Consider the following 20,501-nt stretch of genomic DNA (forward strand, 5'->3'; position numbering starts at 1 on the left):
TTTTTTTTAAGTATAGTTCTAATATTTAATAATATTATCTATCTTATGATTTATACATGTCTCCAAATATTAATCTTTAATTAAAATGTCATCTTTAACAATTTTTGTGAATTATAAAGATAAATAATATCTTAAAATTTAAAGTATTTTATAAGAAAAAATTTAAAAAAATATTTGTAAATATTTTAAATATATTAAATAAGGTGATCGTAGTGACTTTATTTGCAATGTTATTTCCAGGTCAAGGATCTCAATATACAGGAATGTTGTCTTCTTTTTTTAAAAAAAATAATAGTATTTTAACAAAAACTTTTGATGAAGCGTCTCACTACATTCAATTTAATCTGTTAAAAATAATTCAAGAAGGACCAAATTGTAAAATAAATGAAAGTCAGTATACTCAACCTATTATTCTGACTTCATCTGTCGCACTTTATCGACTTTGGAGACATCAAAACGGAAAGAATCCGTTTTTTATGTCAGGACACAGTTTAGGAGAATATTCAGCTCTAGTTTGTGCTGATTCCATAAATTTTTCAGATGCATTAAAAATTGTACATTTAAGAGGTAAAATTATGCAAAAAAATGTGATGAATCGGCCCTCTTTAATGCAAGCAATTATTGGATTAGATGAAAAAAAAGTTAAAAAAGCATGTCTAATGGCCTCTAATTATGAAACTGCATCTTTAGCAAGTATTAACTCTAAAGATCAAATTGTTATTTCAGGAGATAAAAAAGCTGTTTATAAAGCAGGTTTATATTGTAAAGAATACGGAGCTAAAAGCATATTAAATTTAATTGTTAACGTTCCTGCTCATTGTAAACTAATGAAGCCAATCGCTAAAAAATTTGAAAAAATACTAAAAATAATCAAAATCCATCCACCAAAAATATCAGTTATTAATAATGTTGATGTCAAATGCGAAAAAACTGAAAAAAAAATTAAAAATGCACTTATTAGACAACTTTACAGTGTTGTAAGATGGAAAGAAATTATAGAATTCATGCAAAATAAAAAAAAAATTATTATGTTAGAAGTTGGACCAAATAAAATACTAACTAATTTAAATAAAAATCATAAAAATATTGTTTCATTAAATACTAATACTTTAAACAGTTTTATGAAAGCTTTCAAAAAAATTAATTAAAATCTATGAATATTATAAAAAAAACTGCACTCATAACAGGCGCCAATCAAGGCATAGGAAAAGCAATTTCGAAACAATTAGTAAAAAAAGGAATTAAAGTAATTGGTACATCTACTACCTTATCCGGAGTGCATAAAATTAATAATTATTTAAAAAAAAATGGATTTGGTTTGTTATTAGATTTAAGAGACATTGATTCTATTATTCCCACAATTCAACAAATATATAAAAAACGTAATTATATTGATATACTGATTAACAATGCAGGAATTACTTCAGATAATTTACTAATAAAAATGAATGAAAAAGAATGGGAAAATGTAATAAAAATTAATTTAACTTCAGTATTTTACACATCTAAATCTGTAATTAGTTCCATGATAAAAAAAAAACAAGGAAGAATTATCACTATTGGATCTGTGATTGGCAACACAGGAAATAAAGGTCAATCAAATTATAGCGCTTCTAAATCAGGAATTATAGGATTTCATAAATCACTTGCACTAGAAGTAGCTTCTAAAGGAATCACTGTTAATATTGTTGCTCCTGGATTCATAAAAACTAATTTAATCAAAAATATAAATTCAAATCAGTATAAAAAATATTTATCTAATATTCCTATGAAAAGATTAGGAACTACAAAAGAAATAGCTGATGCTGTAGTTTTTTTGTCTTCTGAGAAGGCTTCGTATATTACCGGACATATATTGCACGTTAATGGAGGAATGCATATGGCGTAATAAATTATTCCTGTAAAATAACTAAATTAAAAAAATTTTATACAAAATATATTAATAAGAAATAAAAAATGAAAAAAATTGAAAATAAAATTAAAAAAATAATCTCAGAAAAACTAGACATAAAACAAGAAGATATTATAAACAATGCTTCTTTTACTGAAGATCTTGGAGCAGATTCTCTTGATACAGTAGAATTAATTATGGCAATAGAAGATGAATTTAATATTGAAATCTCAGATGAAGAAGCTGAAAAAATTAATACTGTACAAAAATCAATTGATTATGTTGTTAATTATCACAAACATTAAAATATTTTTGTTTTTTAATATAAAAAAGACTGATCTATTCATAAAAAAATAAAAAATAATGATTAAAAATAAATTTATTGTAATTGAAGGACTTGAAGGGGCAGGTAAATCTAATGCTTGTATTTGTGTTAAAAATAGTTTAAAAAAATATAATATTAAAAACATTATATTAGTTCGTCAACCAGGCGGCACTCCTATTTCAGAAAAAATTAGAAAATTAGTAAAAAACAAATTTTGCAATGAAAACTTAATTAAAGAAACGGAGTTGCTATTGATGTATGCAGCGAGAATGCAACTAGTAAAAAAAATTATACAACCTGCATTAAAAAATGGCATTTGGGTGATTTCTGATCGTCATGACTTATCGTCTTTGGCGTATCAAGGAGGAGGATTAGGCATAAATGAAAAATTAATAAAAAAACTTAAACATTTATTGTTCGGAAAATTTGTACCGGATTTAACTATTTATCTAGATGTTTACCCTAAAATCGGTTTAAGAAGAGCTTTAAATCGAAAAAAATTAGATCAAATAGAAAAAAGATCTTTTAATTTTTTCGAAAAAACAAGAAAAAGTTATTTAAAAAATTTAAAATTAGATAAAAATAGCATTAAAATTAATGCTAATTTAAAAATGTCTGAAGTCACTCAAAAAATAGAAGAAAAAATATCAAATTGGTTAAAAAAACAATTTTTATGAAATTATACCCTTGGTTAAAAGAACCTTACAAAAATATTATTCATCAGCATATCACGAAAAAAGCACATCATTCTGTTTTAATAAAAACTCAGAAAGGAATAGGTGTTTTTAGATTAATTTGGTTTATTAGTAAATGGTTGCTATGTTTAAAACCTAATACAATATATTTTTGCAATAATTGTCACGGATGTAATTTAATGTCCGCTCAAAATCATCCCGACTGGCATTATTTATCTCACAAAAAAAATGATAAAATTGAAATTGATTGTATAAGAAAAATTAATGATAAAATATTCAAGTCTTCACAACAAAACCAAAATAAAGTGATAATTATTACAAATACTCAAAAATTAACGGAATCAGCAACTAATGCGTTCTTAAAAACGTTAGAAGAACCCCCAAAAAATACGTGGTTTTTTCTTGTAAATTATAATAGTAAAAATTTATATTCTACATTAAATAGTCGATGTCTTATATATAATTTATTTGCTCCCCTAGAGAAAAATAGCTTATTTTGGTTAAAAGAACAAGCTTTGCAAAAAAGTGAATCACATTTAATTGCACTCCGATTAAATCAAGGATCACCAGTATCTGCTAAAAAATTTATTCATGGAGATATATGGAAAAATAGAATTTGTTTTTTTAAAGATTTATTAAATTCTGTTAAAAACAAGAATTTACTGAATATTTTACCTAAATTTTATAAAAAAAATTTTATAAATAAAATTGATTGGATATGTTTATTATTATTTGATGCTATTAAATATAATTTAAATATAAAAAATTATTTAATTAATTTTGATCAAATGGAATTAATTATTTTTTTTTCTCGTTATGCATATAAAATTTTAGATTATAGCATTCATATTTGGATTAAATGTAAATATAGATTATTAAAAATACCTTCAATTAATCATCAATTATTATTAATAGAACAACTTATAAAATGGGAAAATACTTTAAATTTTAATTAAAAGAGATAAAAATTATGTTTTTTATTGACTCTCATTGCCATATTGATCAGCTAAATTACAGTAAACTGCATAAAAATGTACAAGATGTATTAAAAAAATCAGATGAAAATCATGTTAAAAAGATGCTATCTGTGACTACTTCCATTAAAAATTTTTATTCAAGTATAAAATTGCTTAAATCATATAAATCTATTTTATTTTCCTGCGGCATTCATCCTTTGAATTGTCATAAAGAAATTAATGATTTAAACATATTAGAAAAATTATCTCATAAAAAAAATGTTATAGCGTTAGGTGAAACTGGTTTAGATTATTATTATTCTACTGAAACCAAAAAACTTCAAAAAAAATTTTTTAGAGAACATATTAAAATTGCTATTAAACTTAAAAAACCAATTATAATACATACACGTAACTCTATAAATGATATTATAAAAATTTTAAAAGAAGAAAATTCAAAATACTGCACAGGAGTTGTTCATTCTTTCACTGAAGATCATGATGCGGCTTTTCAATTATTAAATATGGGTTTTTATATATCTTTTTCTGGTGTCATTACTTTTAAAAATTCTACATTATTACGCGAAGTAGTAAAAAAAATACCATTAGAATATTTATTAATTGAAACAGATTCACCATATTTATCACCTGTCCCGTATAGAGGGAAAGAAAATCAACCTGCATATTTACTAAATATAGCTAACAAAATTGCTGAATTAAAAAAAATAGATTTAAAAACTCTCTCGTATATCACAACAAAAAACTTTTATAAACTGTTTAATACATATTAAATCATGTAATGTAAATTACAAATCACATTTTTTATAATAATAAAAAGCATTAAAAATTGTTTAATTTTATATTTTTAATAATTTTTTTTAAATAAAAAATAATTTCTTTAAAATTTTATTAAACATACTTTTTTTAAAGTATCATGCACAAAATTTTTACAAATTTATTGATTATAAAAAATTAAATTAAAATTGTTTACAACTATTTTTTATAGTTTATTGATAGTCAGGAGTTTTTAAAATATGTTTAATCATATGTTTTCAAATCTTCAAAAAATTGGTAAATCACTTATGTTGCCAGTTTCTGTCTTACCCATTGCAGGAATACTTCTTGGAGTAGGATCTGCGCATTTTAATTTTTTACCAGATATTATGTCTCAAATCATGGCTCAAACAGGGGGCTCTGTTTTTTCCAATATGCCATTAATTTTTGCAATTGGAGTTGCTCTTGGATTTACTAAGAATGATGGTGTAGCAGCTCTAGCGGCAGTGGTAGCATATGGAATTTTAATTGAAACTTTATCCGTAGTTGAGCCAATAATTTTACATACAACTATTAGTAGAATTCAAGATCAACATCTTTCCGATACTGGAATATTAGGAGGCATTATTGCCGGAACGATTTCAGCATGCATGTTTAATAAATTTTATCGAATTCAACTACCAGAATATTTAGGTTTTTTTGCTGGAAAAAGATTTGTTCCTATTATTTCTGGATTATTATCAATAATTGCAGGTTTAATATTATCTATTACTTGGCCTCCTATTGGAAGACATATTCAAATTTTTTCTGAATGGGCTGCTTATCAAAATCCTATTTTTGCTTTTGGCCTTTATGGATTAGTTGAAAGAGCATTAGTACCATTTGGATTGCATCATATATGGAATGTTCCATTTCAAATGCAAATTGGAGAATACAGAAATGCTGTAGGTCAAGTTTTTCATGGAGATATTGCAAGATATATGGCAGGAGACATAACTGCTGGTAATTTATCGGGAGGATTTATATTTAAAATGTACGGTCTTCCTGGTGCTGCGTTAGCTATTTGGCATACTTCCAAAAAAGAACATAAAAAGAAAATAGGCAGCATTATGTTGTCTGCTGCATTAACTGCTTTTTTGACAGGAATCACAGAGCCAATTGAATTTTCTTTTATACTTGTAGCTCCTATATTATATGTTATACATGCAATTTTAGCTGGATTATCTTTTCCTTTATGTATTTTCTTAAATATGAGAGCAGGAACGAGCTTTTCACATGGATTTATAGATTTTATAGTATTAAGCGGAAACAGCAATAATATTCTTTTATTTCCTATAGTAGGAATAATTTATTCAATTTTATATTATATAATATTTTATTTATTAATTACATATCTGAATTTAAAAACACCTGGAAGAGAAGAAAACAAAAAAAATGTTTTAGTAAAAAATAATATTGAAATAGCTCCATATATTGTTAAAGCTTTAGGTGGGAAAAATAACATCAAAAATTTAGATGCATGTATTACTAGATTAAGAATTACTGTTTCAGAAGTATCAAAAGTTCACAAAAAAAATCTCAAAGAACTTGGTGCTGCAGGTGTATTTATATCTGGATCCGGAGTTCAAATTGTATTTGGAACAAAATCAGAAAATATAAAAACTGAAATAGATCGATACATAAAAAAGTAATATAAAATTGTTTTAAAATCTTTTTACAGATCCCAAAAATTAGGAAATTTTTTAATATGGAAAATAGTTTAATCTTTACAAAAATTATTCATGGGAAAATACCAGCAAATATTGTATATCAAGATAAAATAGTTACTGCTTTTAAAGATATAAAACCAAAAGCGCCAATACACATATTGATTATACCAAACACATTTATCAAATCTTTAAACGAAATCAATACGAATAATAAAAATATTATAACACATATGTTATACACTTCTATTCAAATTGCTAAAAAAAATAATATTAGTGAGAAAGGGTATAGAATAATTATTAACTGTAACGAACATGCTGGTCAAGAAATAAATTATCTTCACATGCATCTATTAGGAGGTAAAAAACTTAATCCTTTGAATTAAAATGTTAAATTAAAAAATATTTTTTGAATTAAAGAGTTTATTGTAAAAAAGTATTAAATTCAATATTTTGATATAATTATATAAAGTATTGTTTATAAAACTGTTTTTTATAAGATAAAAATCTATTTATTTTTAAAAAGTAAAATTAATACTTATTCAAAAAAATTTTTTATTAAAAATTACTTAAACTTTTTTCTAAAATTTTTATTTAAAATACAATTTAATAAAATTTAAAAAAATAATAGTTTTTATATAAATACATCATCTAAAAATATCACTATAACTTAAATATTATTTCTTTCTACTGAAAAATTTATAGTATAAAAATACTTATTTTTTAATGTATTACATGATGAGTAAATTTTACTATACAAATCAGTAGAAAGATTTAGATTTTTTATTACAAAATTAAATTATTTTTACATTTTCATGAATAATGAGAAAAAATTTAAATCAATAAATTTTATTGTTTTAAAATATTAAAATTGATAAACCACGCCAGCTCCAATAATGTTATCTGTAGGTTTTTTTTCGGATTGATCAACATCATTTTTTAACAAGTTAATTCTATAATTCACATATGTAGAAATATTTTTATTAAATTCATAACGAGTATTAATACTAATTTCTTTTGTTAACTGTTTGTTAGAAGACAATGACTTGTCTTGAGTATTAAAATTTTCTAAAGTAGAGTCTGAATAGCTTAAAGAAGGATGAAATCCAGAATGAAAGTCATATTCTGCAATAGCTTCAATACTTTGAGTTTGATTAAAGTTTTTTTCTACATTAGAATTTTGACTATTATCGACGTAATCAATATCATTTAAATTATATCCTGATCCATAAAAAGCGGCAATATAAATATCATTAGCATCATATTTGAAGCCTAATCCATATGCATGAACATCCGCATTTTTTAATTTCACTTCATTATTTTGTAATAATTTAGGTTGTTTTGAAGAAAAACAAGAACCTATAGCAGTAAAACCTAAATTAGTTTTATATTTAACAGATGCTCCCCAGCCTGAACCTTTCTTTGCATCTGATGATCGATGTGTATTTGAATCTTGATATTGTAATACAAAACTTAAATTATCAGATAAACCAAAAAAACTATTATTTCGATAAGTTAAAAGACTGTTATTCCTTCCTATCATATAGTTATCATTATTTACAAAAATTTTGGATTTATTAGTATATGAAGTATGATTAGTTAATTCCTCCACTTCATGCATCACGCCATAATTACGACCATAATCTATTGAACCCCAGTTACCATATTTAAATCCAGCATAACCCAAGCGTATAGCGTTTGTTTTTTGATGTTCTGAGTTTTCTGGCAAAAATAAATGAGTATTATATTCAAGCTTTGCGTAACTGGAAAGTTTATTTGTAATTTTTAAAAACCCTGACAACCCTAAAACAGCGTTTGAATGATCATCTTTGGATTCAATACTAGTTGATAAAGAAGAATTTGAAAATTCATGATTAGGGTTAATTCTCCCATATACTTCTAATTTATTACCATGTTTATTAAAAATATCTAAAGCGCTTACTGTGCTAGTAGCTAGCAATATTGGTATTGCAACTGCTAATGAATGACGATTTATCATAATTTTATGCTGCCTTATTATTAAATGCAATTTAAACGAATATTAATTATATTTTGTTATAGAAAAAAATTATTACTGACTTTTTATCTGAGTACGATAAAAAATTATTTTCTAAAATAAAACATCTTTTTTAAAACTTAGCACTATTAACAGTACGAGGAAATGGAATTATATCTCTTATATTTGAAACTCCAGTTATATAAGAGATTAATCTTTCAAAACCCATTCCAAAACCTGAATGCAGGACTGTTCCGTAATTTCGAAGATCTCTGTACCACCAATAATCTTCTTTTTTTAACCCTAATTCTAACAAACGTTTATCTAAAATTAAAATTCGTTCTTCTCTCTGTGATCCACCAATTAATTCTCCAATTCCAGGAAGTAACAAATCCATCGATGCAACAGTTTCATTGTCGTTATTTAATCTCATATAAAATGCTTTAAGCTCTTTAGGGTAATTTGTTATTATCACTGGCATTTTAAAGTACTTTTCCACAAGATATCGTTCATGTTCAGAAGAAAGATTAGCTCCAAAAAAAATAGGATTTTTAAAATTATATTCAATATTTTTTAATATTTTTATAGCTTCTGTATAATCAATACGTATAAAATCCAGTAATAATAACTTTTCAATTCGATTAAATATATTTGAATCAATATTTTTTTTTAAAAAATCAATATCTGAAACGCAATTATCTAAAACAAATTGAAATATACATTTCAACATCATTTCAGAAAAATCTAAAATGTCATTTAAATTTGAGAATGCTGATTCAACTTCCAACATCCAAAATTCTGATAAATGTCTACTAGTATTAGAATTTTCTGCTCGAAACGTAGGACCTAAAGTATACACCTGAGATAAAGCGCAAGCATATGTCTCTAAATTTAACTGACCAGAAACAGTTAAAAAAGATTCTTGACCAAAAAAATCTTTTTTAAAATCAACAAAACCATTATTATTTTTTGGCAAACAATTAATATCTAATGTAGAAATACGAAACATTTCTCCAGCGCCTTCTGCATTCAATCCAGTAATGATAGGAGTTGGAATCCAATAATAATTATTTTTATAAAAAAAATTATGTAATGAATGTAATACACTGTTTCTGATTCGAACTATTGATCCAAATAAGTTAGTTCTGGATCTTAAATGAGCTACTTCTCTTAAATACTCTAAACTGTGTTTTTTTGCAGACACTGGATAAGTATCTGGATTTTTAATCCAACCTAATATTTTAATTTTTTTTGCTTTAATTTCATACTTTTGTTGACTTCCAACTGATAAAGTAAGGTTTCCAGTAATTACAACAGAACATCCAATTGTTAAATTTAATATTTCTTCATAATAATTAGATAACACATTATTTGCAATAACTTGTATAGAATGAAAGCAAGAACCATCGTATACTGAAATAAAAGAGAAACCAGATTTTGAAGTTCTTCGACTTCTAACCCATCCACATACGGTTATAATACTGTTTATTTCAAAATTATTTTTATAAATATTTGATATTAATACTTTATTCATATGTTTTTCCTTTTTCATCTTTTTACTTAAATAATTTTAGAATTTAACAATTCTACTAGTATAATTCAAAATTTTGATGAAACTTAGAAAAAAATTTTATTTTTCAAAATAAAGTATATCTTAATATCAACTTCAACCGTTAAAATAAAACATGTAATTAAATTTAGATACTCTAAATATTTTAATTTAAAATTCTAGTAATTGCTTATTTTTTAAATAAATTTCTTATTATATTATTTTATTAAATCTAAATTAAATGCTTTTCGTAAAGATTTAATAAAATCTTGGTCTAAACTAAATGTTTTACCAGGACTGTCTGATATTTTAGCTACAGGTTTTCCATTACACTTTACTAATTTTATTACAATATTTAATGGTTGAATACGTGGAATATCGCATGTTAATTTTGTTCCTATTCCAAATACAACGTTTATTCTGGTACTAAATTTTTTATAAAGAAATATAATTTTGTTAAAATCTAAATTATCTGAAAATAATAATGTTTTTGTAAAAGGATCGATTCCTAAAGATTCATAATGTTTAATTGCTTTTTCTCCCCATATAATGGGATCTCCTGAATCATGTCGCATTCCTTGATAAGATTGAGAAAAATATAAATTAAAATCGTTTAAAAAAGAATCCATAGTAATGCAGTCTGTTAAAGCAATACCTAAATAATTCTTATATTGATGTAACCATGTTTTTAATGCTAATACTTGACTGCTTTTTAAATCGTTACTAATCTGCTGATGCGCTTGAAACCACTCGTGAGATTGAGTTCCTACTGGCAATAAATTCAGTATACGAGCTATATGATAATTACTTGAACCAATTAAAAATGAAAATTTTTCTTTTAATCGCTTAATAATTGAATAATGTACATTGTAAGAAAATCTTCTTCTTGTACCAAAATCAACAATTTTTAGAAAAGATAGATCTAAATTCTGAGTTTTTTTAAAAAATTTCATTAATTTATTATCTAAGTAATTTAATGCTGTTTTAGAAGTGACATTTGGAGATCGATTTCTATGAACAACTTCACTGATTAATGATAAAATAGGAACTTCCCATAAAATTACTTCTTTCCATAAACCAGTAATGCGAATACATAATCGACCTTGATAGTTATTTACTTCTACTTGTGATACATTATAACGAAATTTTTTTAACCAATGTAAATATTCTTTTTTAAAAAAAGGTAAAGAAGCTATATATATGTATTCTTCATCACTGAGAGACAAAGATCTCATCATGTTTATTTGATCTAATAAAACGTTAGAATAACAACCTAAAAAATCGTTTCCTCTACAAATAAGTTCAGCTACTACAGTAACATTTTGATAATTATAAAATACAGCTTGTTGCATATGTAATTTATATGCATCAGTATCAAGCAATGTTTTTACTATTGGATAGTTATATCGTTTCATGATATGTTTTATTTTTTTATTGTACTCTTCTTTTGTATATAATAAAAAACTAAATAATTGCTTGTATGAGTCACAAAACATAAGCAATCATTCTGAAATATTAATAAAGATATAATGCTATAAAAAACAAAAAAATATTGTAAATTTAATTTATATCAACTTACTAAAGGAATTATAATGTTTTATTATTTATTTCGTAAACTTTTATTTCTAATCGATCCTGAAAAATCTCATTTACTAACGTTAAAATGTTTTTCTTCTAAATATGCTCAAATATTAAAACTATTTTTTTTTAGACCTCTTCCTCAAAAAAAAATAAAATGCATGGGTCTAACTTTTAAAAATAGACTGGGTTTAGCTGCAGGAATAGATAAAAATGGAGAATATATAAATTCTTTATCAAAAATAGGATTTGGTTTTATCGAAGTCGGAACTGTTACACCATTACCTCAAAAAGGAAATTCAAAGCCTAGAATATTTAGATTGGTATCAATGGAAGCTATAATTAATAGAATGGGATTTAATAATCTTGGTATAGATAATCTTATAAAAAATATAAAAAAATCTAAATTCACAGGAATACTTGGTGTGAATATAGGAAAGAACTATCAAACTTCTATTGAAAATGCAATAAATGATTATTTAATATGCATTGAAAAAATATACTTATATGCTAGTTATATTGTTATTAATATTTCATCACCAAACACAATTGACTTAAGAAAATTACAATATGGTGTATTATTTGAAAATCTATTAAAAAAAATAAAAAAAAACAAAAAAAAATGAGCATGCTCTACTTTAAATATGTTCCTATAGCTGTTAAGATTTCTCCAGATTTATCAATTAAAGAACTGATCCATATTTCAAATAAATTTATTCAATATGAAATAGATGCAGTGATTGCTACTAATACAACTTTAAATCATTCTTTAGTAGATGAATTAAAAAATAGCTCTCAAAAAGGAGGATTAAGCGGATTACCATTACAAAAAAAAAGCACAAAAATAATTTCAATATTGTCAAAAAATTTACCAAAAACAATTCCTATTATTGGAGTGGGAGGTATTAATTCTATATCTTCAGCGAAAGAAAAAATTAAAGAAGGGGCTTCTTTAATACAAATCTATTCTGGATTAATATATCATGGACCAAATCTTATCAGAAAAATTATTAAAAGTTTATAAAAAAATAAATTATATCAATAATTATTTAATTAAAATAGTTCAAAGATATTTGATGTCAAATATTTTCTATACAAATTTTAAAAAGCTCATTTCAGTTTCAAAAAATAATTTATTTTTCTTAACAATAACATACAATAAAAACTAATTAAACATATGAAAAATAGATTCAGTAATTATAATAAATTTAATAGTTACAAAATACTACTAACCATACTAAAAAACATTAATTTATCTATAAAAAGATAATTTTGCAAATAAAACATAAAAAATAAAAATTTTTATTTATTTGAATACAATATAAATATTAATTGACATAATAAATCAAACACAATAAATATTGTAAATACTGTAATATATTTTTAAAAAATTAATTAATTAATAACATTTTTATTTATAATTCAAAAAAAATAGCACAAATTTTGTTTAATTTTTATATAATTTTATTATTAACTTAAACACTCTAAAAGGTTAAATTATATTTATATAATAACGAAAAGTGAACACAGTATAATGAATTAATATTTATCAATCCTTAATAATTAAACATACATCATAAAAAAGGTATCAAAAAATTTATGTTTCTTGTTAATGTTCAAAATGCCTGTTTGTCTTTTGGAAATTTAGAAATTTTAAAAAATGCAATGCTTTGTATCCATAACAATGAAAGAATTTGTTTAATTGGAAAAAATGGAACTGGAAAATCTACTTTATTAAAAGTAATTAAAAAAAAACAAGATTTAGACCTTGGTCAAGTTATATATAAAAAAAATATAACAATTGGATGTTTAAACCAATTCAACCCTACAAATCTCAATATATCTGTGTACAATTTCATCAAAAAAGGAATAGAAAATAAAAAATCATATAAAAAAATAGAAAATCAGTATGAAAAACACATATATGAAAATACAAAAATAGAAACTATAATTAACAAAATTAAACTTAATAAATATGATTTACTATCTCAACTTTCTGGAGGATTGTTAAGAATAGCTTGCTTAGGTTATGTTTTAGTAGGAGAACCTGACTTACTATTGCTTGATGAGCCTACAAATCATTTAGATATTAAATCTGTAAAATGGCTTGAAAAATTTTTAATAAAGTTTCATGGAAGTATACTTTTTGTTTCTCATGATAGATCTTTTATTCAAAATATCTCGACTCGTATTATTGATTTAGATCGTGGAAAATTAATTTCTTGGGAAGGCGATTATTTTAATTTTGTAAAATTAAAAAAAGAAAGTTATCGAATCGAAGAAACACATAAAAAATTATTTGATTATAATCTAGAAAAAGAAGAAAAATGGATTAGAAAAGGCATAAAAGCAAGAACTACTCGAAATGAAGGACGAATTAAAAATCTTATAGAGCTTAGAAAAAAAAAATTAAACTATAAAAAGATTGAAAAATTAAGTAATATTAAAATTAATCAAATTAAAACCCATTCTAATAAAATTATTTTTAATATAAAAAATATTAGTTATAATATGCACAATACGGTAGTAGTAAAGAATTTCTCAGAAATAATAAAAAATGGTGATAAAATAGGATTAATTGGAAATAATGGGTGTGGTAAAACCACTATTTTAAAAATGATTTTAGGACAAATTCAACCTGAAATTGGAAAAATATATACAGGTTCAGAATTAAAAATTTCATATTTTGATCAAAATAGATCAGTTTTAGATCCTAATAAATCTATTATAGACAATATAAACTTTGGAAAAGAAAAATGCATAATAGAAGGAAAAGAACAACATTTGTTTGGATATTTAAAAAATTTTCTTTTTAATCCTAATAAATTAAGATCTTTAGTAAAAACACTATCTGGAGGAGAGCGTAATAGATTGTTGTTAGCTCGTTTATTTTTACAACCAAGTAATGTTTTAATCCTCGACGAACCTACAAATGATTTAGATTTAGACACTCTTCAATTACTAGAAAAAATTATAACTAATTATTCTGGAACTATTTTAATAGTGAGTCATGACCGAGAATTTATAAAAAATACAGTTAATAAATATTGGATTTTTAAAAAAAATGGATTCATCGATGTTCACATCGGAAATTATAACTTTGAAGAATATCAGAATAAAAAATTTAAATCAAAAATTAAAAAAATAGAGAACAATGTAAAGATAAAAAAACAAAATAAATCTCATTTTCAAAAAGAACTGCACAAAACTATAAACAAAATTAAAAAAATAGAAAATAAAATTAAACAATTACAATTTGAATCAAATGCATCTGATTTTTTTGAAAAAGAATTAAAAGAAAGACTAATAGTTTTAAAATTACTGAATGAATCAGAAAAGGAATTGGATAATCAATTGAACTACTGGGAACATTTAGAAAGTTTGATTTAAAAAATAGAAATTTATAAGTATCAAAATTCGTTAAGAAAAATAAAACATCTATATTTTATCTCTTATATAGATTAAAATATAAATCTCTTGTTTTAATTTTTAATTAATATTCTATTTGAAAAAATTTAAAAATAAAAAATATTTTAATATTAAACTTTTAATAATTTTTTCATACAGTCTATAGAACAGCAATTTTTAAAAAATATTGCACATTTTTTGCACTGAATAAATAGTAAATGACACCTATTATATCTGCAATTAATATAAGTATCCGAAGATTTTTTACATTGCTTACAAAAAGATATTATATTATTTGATACCTTTTCTTTCATTCTTCCATCAAACACAAAGTTGCTTCCTTGAAAAAGAATAGGTAAATTATTTTTTTTAGCATTATTTACATAACCAATAATTCCTCCTTTTAAATGATAAATATATTTAAATCCATTAAAAATCATCCAAGATGTTGCTTTTTCACATCTAATTCCACCTGTGCAATACATTACAATCTTTTTATTTTTGGCATAATTCATCATTTTTACTACAATTTTTAATTGATCACGAAAAGTACTGCTCTTTATTTCTATTGCTTTCGGAAAATGACCTATTGCATATTCATAAGAATTCCTCATATCAACAAATATTGATTCATTATCATTAATCATTGAATTTGTCTCTTTAGAATTTAAATAAATACCAACATGATTTGGATTAAACCGCATTTTTTTAATACCATCTGCAACAATTGTTTTTTTAATTTTTACACAAAGATTCCAAAATGATAATTTATTATGATCTAATGATTTATTAATATATAAATTATTTAATTGTAAATGACTTTGATATAAAAATTTTTTCCAACATTTATATAATTTAACTGGCACACTCATTTGTGCATTAATGCCTTCTTTAGCTATGTAAACTCTTCCTAAAACATTATATTTATTAAAATTTTCATAAATTTTGTCTCTAAATTTAATTGGACTTTTGACAAAAAAATACTTATAAAAAGAAAGTGTAAATCGTGGTTCTTTTTCAATTAAAAGACGCTTTTTTAGTTCTTTTTTAGAAAAAGTATTAATTTTAATTAACATAAAATACCTTTAATGCTAAAAAATGAGAATGAATAAGAAATATGTATCTTAATTTGTCATAAAATTAAGAAATTACAATTTTGATTTTAATAAATTAGAAAAAATTTTTATTTGTTGAGACAATTTCAAATGCAATTGATTTAAATTAATTAATTTAATTTTTTCTTGATCCACTATTTTTTTAGGAGCAAATTTTAAAAAATCTAGATTATTTATCTTATTTTTAGTTCTAATCAAATTCAATTCTGTTTTTTTAATTTCTTTTTTTAAACGTATTAACTCAATTTTTTTATCTACTATATTCAGTATTGGTATAATAATTTCAATATCATCAATTGTTTTTTTTATGGATAATAATTCATCATCTTTATTAGATTCAATAACAATGCTCTTTAAAAAAGCTATTTTTTTAAAAAAACTTAAGTTTGCTTCAATAATAATTTTTTTTTCAATTGAAATGTTTCTTATAAATAAAGGTAGTAGCGTATAAGGATGAATTTTCATATTAATTCGAATATTTCTCAAAAAAATAATAACTTTAATAATCCAATTCATATTAGAAAGAACATTTTGATTAGAAAATTGATGGTTATATTCTGGAAATAATTCTAACATAATCGTTTTTTCTTTATAATTTTGATTTAACTTTAAATTTTTCCAAATAGTTTCAGTAATAAAAGGAATAATAGGATGAGCTAATTTTAAAAGAGATTCTAAAATATATAACAAAATATTTTTAGTAGAATAAACTTCTTTAAAAGTTCCAGTTTTAATAATAACTTTTACAAATTCTATGTACCAATCACAAAATATATTCCATATAAAATTATATAAAATATTTGATGCACTATCAAAACGATACGAATCTAAAGATTCTCGATACGACTTAACCGTCTCGTTAAACTCTACTAATATCCATTGATTCCAAAAAAACATATTTTCTTTTATACAATATTTATTAAATATATGATTTTTTGTGTTTATTAAAACAAATCTGCTGGCATTCCATAGTTTATTACAAAAATTTCGATATCCTTTTAATCTACTCATATCCCAATGAATATCACGAGTATTTGAAGAAAGAGATGAAAAAGTAAAACGCAGTGCATCTGTACCAGTCGCTTCTATTCCCATAGGAAATTGTTTTATAGTATCTTTTCGAATTTTGTTTAATGTACTCGGTTTCATTAAACTACTTGTTCTTTTTTTAATTAAATCTTTTAGTGAAATTCCATCTATCATATCTATCGGATCAATAACGTTTCCTTTCGATTTTGACATTTTTTGACCTTCTTCATCTCGAATTAATCCAGTTATAAAAACATGTTTGAAAGGAACTTCAGGATGTCCGTTTTTATCTTTAACAAAATACATTGTTAGCATGATCATTCGAGCAATCCAAAAAAAAATAATATCAAATCCGCTTACTAAAACATTGGTAGAATGAAAAGTTTTAAGAAATTTAGTCTTTTTAGGCCATCCTAAAGTAGAAAAAGTCCATAATCCAGAAGAAAACCAAGTATCTAAAACATCTTTATCTTGAATTAATTTTATTTTTTTTGATATAGAGTATTCTTCACGTATTTCTTTTTCATTTTTTCCAACATATGTATTTTTTTGATCATCATACCATGCAGGAATACGATGACCCCACCATAATTGACGAGAAATACACCAATCTTCAATGTTTTCCATCCAAGAAAAGTACATGCTTTCGTATTTTTTTGGGATAAATTGAATAGATCCGTTTTTTACAGCATCTACAGCTGTTTTGGCTAATTCTGAAGTTTTTAAATACCATTGATCAGTAAGCATTGGATTAATAACAACTCCGCTTCTATCATTATAAGGCATTGTTATATGACATTCTTCAATTTTCTCTAAAAATTTAAGTTTTGTAATTTCTTTAATAATTTCTAACCGTGCAGACAAAATATCTAATTTTTGAAATTTTAAAGGAATAAATGAACTGTAAAAATCACATTCTTTTCCTTTATAATCATAAATCTCAGATTTACATTTAATTCGACCACTAAAAGTAAAAATATTAATCATAGGCAATTTATGACTACGTCCTACTCGATAATCATTAAAATCATGAGCAGGAGTAATTTTTACACAGCCAGTTCCTTTGTGAATATCAGCATATTTATCTGAAATAATAGGGATTATTCTGTTAATTACAGGAACAATAACTGATTGACCAATAAAACAACTGTACTTTTTGTCTTTTGGATTTACAGCTATTGCTGTATCTCCAAGCAATGTCTCAGGTCTAGTTGTTGCAACAACTAAATATTGATTGCTATTAATTGAACTATATTTATTTAAAATTGGATATCGAATAAACCATTTTTTTCCTTTCATTAATCTATGATCAACTTCGAGATCAGAAATAACTGTTTCTAATTTTGAATCCCAATGTACTAATCTTTTTTTTCTATAAATAAAGTTATTTTTGTATAAAACTATAAAAGCTTTTTTTACAGCAATTGAAATATCAGGATCCAAAGTAAATTTTTCGCGATCCCAATCAACAGAATTCCCTAAACGTCTCATTTGTTCTGTAACAACACTATTAGATTTCTTCTTCCAATTCCATATTTTTTTTATAAACTCGTCTCTTGTAAAATTTTTTTTAGTTTTATTTTCTTCTAAATATATTTGATTTTCAACTAAAATTTGGGTAGCTATACCGGCATGATCAGTACCAACTTGCCAAAGTGTATTGTATCCTTTCATTCTATTATAACGAATTAATATATCCATGATTGTTTGTTGAAACGCATGCCCCATATGCAAACTTCCTGTGATATTAGGAGGAGGCATCATAATGCAAAAAGCAGGTTTACTTGAATTGTTATTAGGTTTAAAAAATCCGTTTGTTTCCCAAAAATCATATATTTTTTTCTCAATATCTTGAGGATTATAAATTTTTTCCATTAGATTTAACTGTATTTTTATAAGTGAAGTTATATTTTAAAATTTTAAAAAATGTTTAAAAAATTTAATTAATATAAATTAATTAATATAATTTGATCGATTTAACAAAAATTGACACAACAATTCAACAGGACGACCTGTTGCTTCAGCATTTTTACTAGATTTCCATGCAGTTCCAGCAATATCCAAATGAGCCCAACTATAATTTTGAGTGAAACGAGAAAGAAAACAAGCGGCAGTAATAGCACCTGCTTTCCCATCACCTACATTTGAAAAATCTGCAAAGTTGGAGTGTAATGATTTTTGATATTCTGAAAATAAAGGTAATCTCCATATTTTGTCATCGGTTTGATTTGCAGCATTATTCAACTCATCAGCAAGAGAATCGTCGTTGCTAAAAAGACCACTAGCGCAGTCTCCTAAAGCGGTAACGCAAGCTCCAGTTAAAGTGGCAATATCAATGACCGTTAAAGGAGAAAAACGATTCAAATATGTTAAAACATCACATAAAACTAAACGACCTTCAGCATCAGTATTTAATATTTCCACTGTTTGACCTGACATAGTTTTTAATATGTCTCCGGGTCTAAAAGATTTACTACTAAGCATGTTTTCGCAACCTGCTAAAAAACCTATTATTGTTAATGGTAATTTTAATTTTGCAGCCATTAAAATACAACCGTACACAGCTGCAGCGCCGCACATATCATATTTCATTTCATTCATTTTTTCAGAAGATTTTATAGATATTCCTCCAGAATCAAAAGTTAATCCTTTTCCGACTAAAGCAATTGGTTTATTTTCATTGAAATTTGCTGCAGAATATTTAATTATAGACATTAATGGTTTATTTTTAGACCCTTTTCCAACAGCTACATAAGCATTCATTCCTAAATTTGACATTTCTTTACTATTAACACTTTCAACAACAATATTATTTTTGTACTTTGATTCTAATTTCTTAGATTGTAAAAATAAATATAATGGATTACAAATATTAGGAGGCAAATTACTCATTTTTTTTGCAGCTTCAACGCTTTTACTAATTGCTAATCCATGTTGTAAAGCAACATTCGATAAATTGACATCATTTTTATTTGATATACTTAATATTATTTCATTAAGATTATCAAATTCTTTTAATGTATTTCCTAACTTAAAAGTTTTATATAAAGATTCTGTTATAGAATTAATTATTATTCTAACAGTCCAATATATGTTATTTTTTTTGATATTTAATTCAGATAAACAACACACAGCTTTCTTAATAACAGTGTTTTTTAACGCTTTTACCATATGTTTTAGTATTTTTTTAAATTCATGTTTATTAATTAAATCTACTCCACCACAACCGACTAATAAAATTCTCTTTACTGTAACATTAGGAATATTATAAATTAAAAGTGTATGACCAATTTTTCCTGAAATATCGCCTGATTCTAATAAATTCATAATATAACCATTACTTTTTGTATCGAGTTTTTTAGCAGAACAAGAAAGAATTTTATTCTCAAATATACCAACTATTATACAATCAGATTGATTGTCATCCAAACTATGATGTTTTATACAAAAATTTATCATTTGAAATCTTCTTAAAATTT

15 protein-coding genes and 1 pseudogene are annotated in these 20,501 nt (G+C 24.1%); 10 read left to right on the forward strand and 6 right to left on the reverse strand.

Features of this window, described 5'->3' with window-relative positions:
- Window positions 1–212 precede the first annotated feature (212 nt).
- The 8 genes from fabD to D9V75_RS01725 all read left to right on the forward strand — a co-directional run bounded on the left by fabD (window position 213) and on the right by D9V75_RS01725 (window position 6,733).
- The gene (gene fabD / locus D9V75_RS01690) at window positions 213–1,148 is read left to right on the forward strand and encodes an ACP S-malonyltransferase (protein WP_158343636.1); all 936 of its coding nucleotides are present in this window, start codon (window positions 213–215) and stop codon (window positions 1,146–1,148) included.
- A gap of 5 nt (window positions 1,149–1,153) precedes the next feature.
- Window positions 1,154–1,888, forward strand: coding sequence for a 3-oxoacyl-[acyl-carrier-protein] reductase (fabG, locus tag D9V75_RS01695; RefSeq protein WP_158343638.1), 735 nt, complete (start codon window positions 1,154–1,156; stop codon window positions 1,886–1,888).
- Between the two features lie 68 nt (window positions 1,889–1,956).
- Window positions 1,957–2,196: an acyl carrier protein gene (gene acpP / locus D9V75_RS01700; protein ID WP_158343640.1), complete on the forward strand. Its 240-nt coding sequence runs from the start codon at window positions 1,957–1,959 to the stop codon at window positions 2,194–2,196.
- Window positions 2,197–2,254: 58 nt separating this feature from the next.
- Entirely contained in the window at window positions 2,255–2,893 is a 639-nt protein-coding gene (tmk, locus tag D9V75_RS01705; RefSeq protein WP_158343642.1) for a dTMP kinase, read from the forward strand.
- The gene (locus tag D9V75_RS01710) at window positions 2,890–3,867 is read left to right on the forward strand and encodes a DNA polymerase III subunit delta' C-terminal domain-containing protein (RefSeq protein ID WP_158343644.1); all 978 of its coding nucleotides are present in this window, start codon (window positions 2,890–2,892) and stop codon (window positions 3,865–3,867) included. Before tmk ends, D9V75_RS01710 begins: the two co-directional genes overlap by 4 nt.
- Before the next feature lie 14 nt (window positions 3,868–3,881).
- Entirely contained in the window at window positions 3,882–4,658 is a 777-nt protein-coding gene (locus D9V75_RS01715) for a TatD family hydrolase (protein WP_158343646.1), read from the forward strand.
- Between the two features lie 243 nt (window positions 4,659–4,901).
- Window positions 4,902–6,332: a PTS glucose transporter subunit IIBC gene (ptsG, locus tag D9V75_RS01720; RefSeq protein WP_158343648.1), complete on the forward strand. Its 1,431-nt coding sequence runs from the start codon at window positions 4,902–4,904 to the stop codon at window positions 6,330–6,332.
- Between the two features lie 56 nt (window positions 6,333–6,388).
- Complete coding sequence (locus D9V75_RS01725) at window positions 6,389–6,733, forward strand: histidine triad nucleotide-binding protein (RefSeq protein WP_158343650.1); 345 nt, start codon at window positions 6,389–6,391, stop codon at window positions 6,731–6,733.
- A 479-nt stretch (window positions 6,734–7,212) separates the two neighbouring features.
- Here the strand turns inward: D9V75_RS01725 and D9V75_RS01730 are convergent, their stop codons facing one another.
- The 3 genes from D9V75_RS01730 to pncB all read right to left on the reverse strand — a co-directional run bounded on the left by D9V75_RS01730 (window position 7,213) and on the right by pncB (window position 11,307).
- Entirely contained in the window at window positions 7,213–8,346 is a 1,134-nt protein-coding gene (locus tag D9V75_RS01730) for a porin (protein ID WP_158343652.1), read from the reverse strand.
- Between the two features lie 130 nt (window positions 8,347–8,476).
- On the reverse strand, window positions 8,477–9,877 hold the full coding sequence (gene asnS, locus D9V75_RS01735; RefSeq protein WP_158343653.1) for an asparagine--tRNA ligase: 1,401 nt from the start codon (window positions 9,875–9,877) through the stop codon (window positions 8,477–8,479).
- Between the two features lie 233 nt (window positions 9,878–10,110).
- Window positions 10,111–11,307, reverse strand: a complete 1,197-nt coding sequence (gene pncB / locus D9V75_RS01740) for a nicotinate phosphoribosyltransferase (RefSeq protein WP_158344059.1) — start codon at window positions 11,305–11,307, stop codon at window positions 10,111–10,113.
- A 177-nt stretch (window positions 11,308–11,484) separates the two neighbouring features.
- Between pncB and pyrD the strand changes: the two are divergent.
- Window positions 11,485–12,494 (forward strand): annotated as a pseudogene (gene pyrD, locus D9V75_RS01745) (quinone-dependent dihydroorotate dehydrogenase).
- Between the two features lie 575 nt (window positions 12,495–13,069).
- A complete protein-coding gene (locus tag D9V75_RS01755) occupies window positions 13,070–14,860 on the forward strand; it encodes an ATP-binding cassette domain-containing protein (RefSeq protein ID WP_158343655.1) in 1,791 nt (596 codons plus the stop codon).
- Between the two features lie 149 nt (window positions 14,861–15,009).
- Here the strand turns inward: D9V75_RS01755 and D9V75_RS01760 are convergent, their stop codons facing one another.
- The 3 genes from D9V75_RS01760 to D9V75_RS01770 form a co-directional block, all read right to left on the reverse strand.
- Entirely contained in the window at window positions 15,010–15,954 is a 945-nt protein-coding gene (locus tag D9V75_RS01760) for a rhodanese-related sulfurtransferase (protein WP_158343657.1), read from the reverse strand.
- Between the two features lie 72 nt (window positions 15,955–16,026).
- Window positions 16,027–18,897 (reverse strand): valine--tRNA ligase, encoded by a 2,871-nt coding sequence (locus D9V75_RS01765; protein WP_158343659.1) that lies wholly within the window; start codon window positions 18,895–18,897, stop codon window positions 16,027–16,029.
- A gap of 78 nt (window positions 18,898–18,975) precedes the next feature.
- Window positions 18,976–20,478, reverse strand: a complete 1,503-nt coding sequence (locus D9V75_RS01770; RefSeq protein WP_158344063.1) for a leucyl aminopeptidase — start codon at window positions 20,476–20,478, stop codon at window positions 18,976–18,978.
- Window positions 20,479–20,501 lie beyond the last annotated feature (23 nt).

The organism is Buchnera aphidicola (Muscaphis stroyani), from assembly GCF_005080865.1.
Lineage (GTDB): Bacteria > Pseudomonadota > Gammaproteobacteria > Enterobacterales > Enterobacteriaceae > Buchnera > Buchnera aphidicola_AG.

Coding starts and splice junctions, on each gene's coding strand:
- fabG (WP_158343638.1), top strand. CDS start 1,154: ATGAATATTATAAAAAAAACTGCACTCATAACAGGCGCCAATCAAGGC.
- acpP (WP_158343640.1), top strand. CDS start 1,957: ATGAAAAAAATTGAAAATAAAATTAAAAAAATAATCTCAGAAAAACTA.
- tmk (WP_158343642.1), top strand. CDS start 2,255: ATGATTAAAAATAAATTTATTGTAATTGAAGGACTTGAAGGGGCAGGT.
- D9V75_RS01710 (WP_158343644.1), top strand. CDS start 2,890: ATGAAATTATACCCTTGGTTAAAAGAACCTTACAAAAATATTATTCAT.
- D9V75_RS01715 (WP_158343646.1), top strand. CDS start 3,882: ATGTTTTTTATTGACTCTCATTGCCATATTGATCAGCTAAATTACAGT.
- ptsG (WP_158343648.1), top strand. CDS start 4,902: ATGTTTAATCATATGTTTTCAAATCTTCAAAAAATTGGTAAATCACTT.
- D9V75_RS01725 (WP_158343650.1), top strand. CDS start 6,389: ATGGAAAATAGTTTAATCTTTACAAAAATTATTCATGGGAAAATACCA.
- D9V75_RS01730 (WP_158343652.1), bottom strand. CDS start 8,346: ATGATAAATCGTCATTCATTAGCAGTTGCAATACCAATATTGCTAGCT.
- asnS (WP_158343653.1), bottom strand. CDS start 9,877: ATGAATAAAGTATTAATATCAAATATTTATAAAAATAATTTTGAAATA.
- pncB (WP_158344059.1), bottom strand. CDS start 11,307: ATGAAACGATATAACTATCCAATAGTAAAAACATTGCTTGATACTGAT.
- D9V75_RS01755 (WP_158343655.1), top strand. CDS start 13,070: ATGTTTCTTGTTAATGTTCAAAATGCCTGTTTGTCTTTTGGAAATTTA.
- D9V75_RS01760 (WP_158343657.1), bottom strand. CDS start 15,954: ATGTTAATTAAAATTAATACTTTTTCTAAAAAAGAACTAAAAAAGCGT.
- D9V75_RS01765 (WP_158343659.1), bottom strand. CDS start 18,897: ATGGAAAAAATTTATAATCCTCAAGATATTGAGAAAAAAATATATGAT.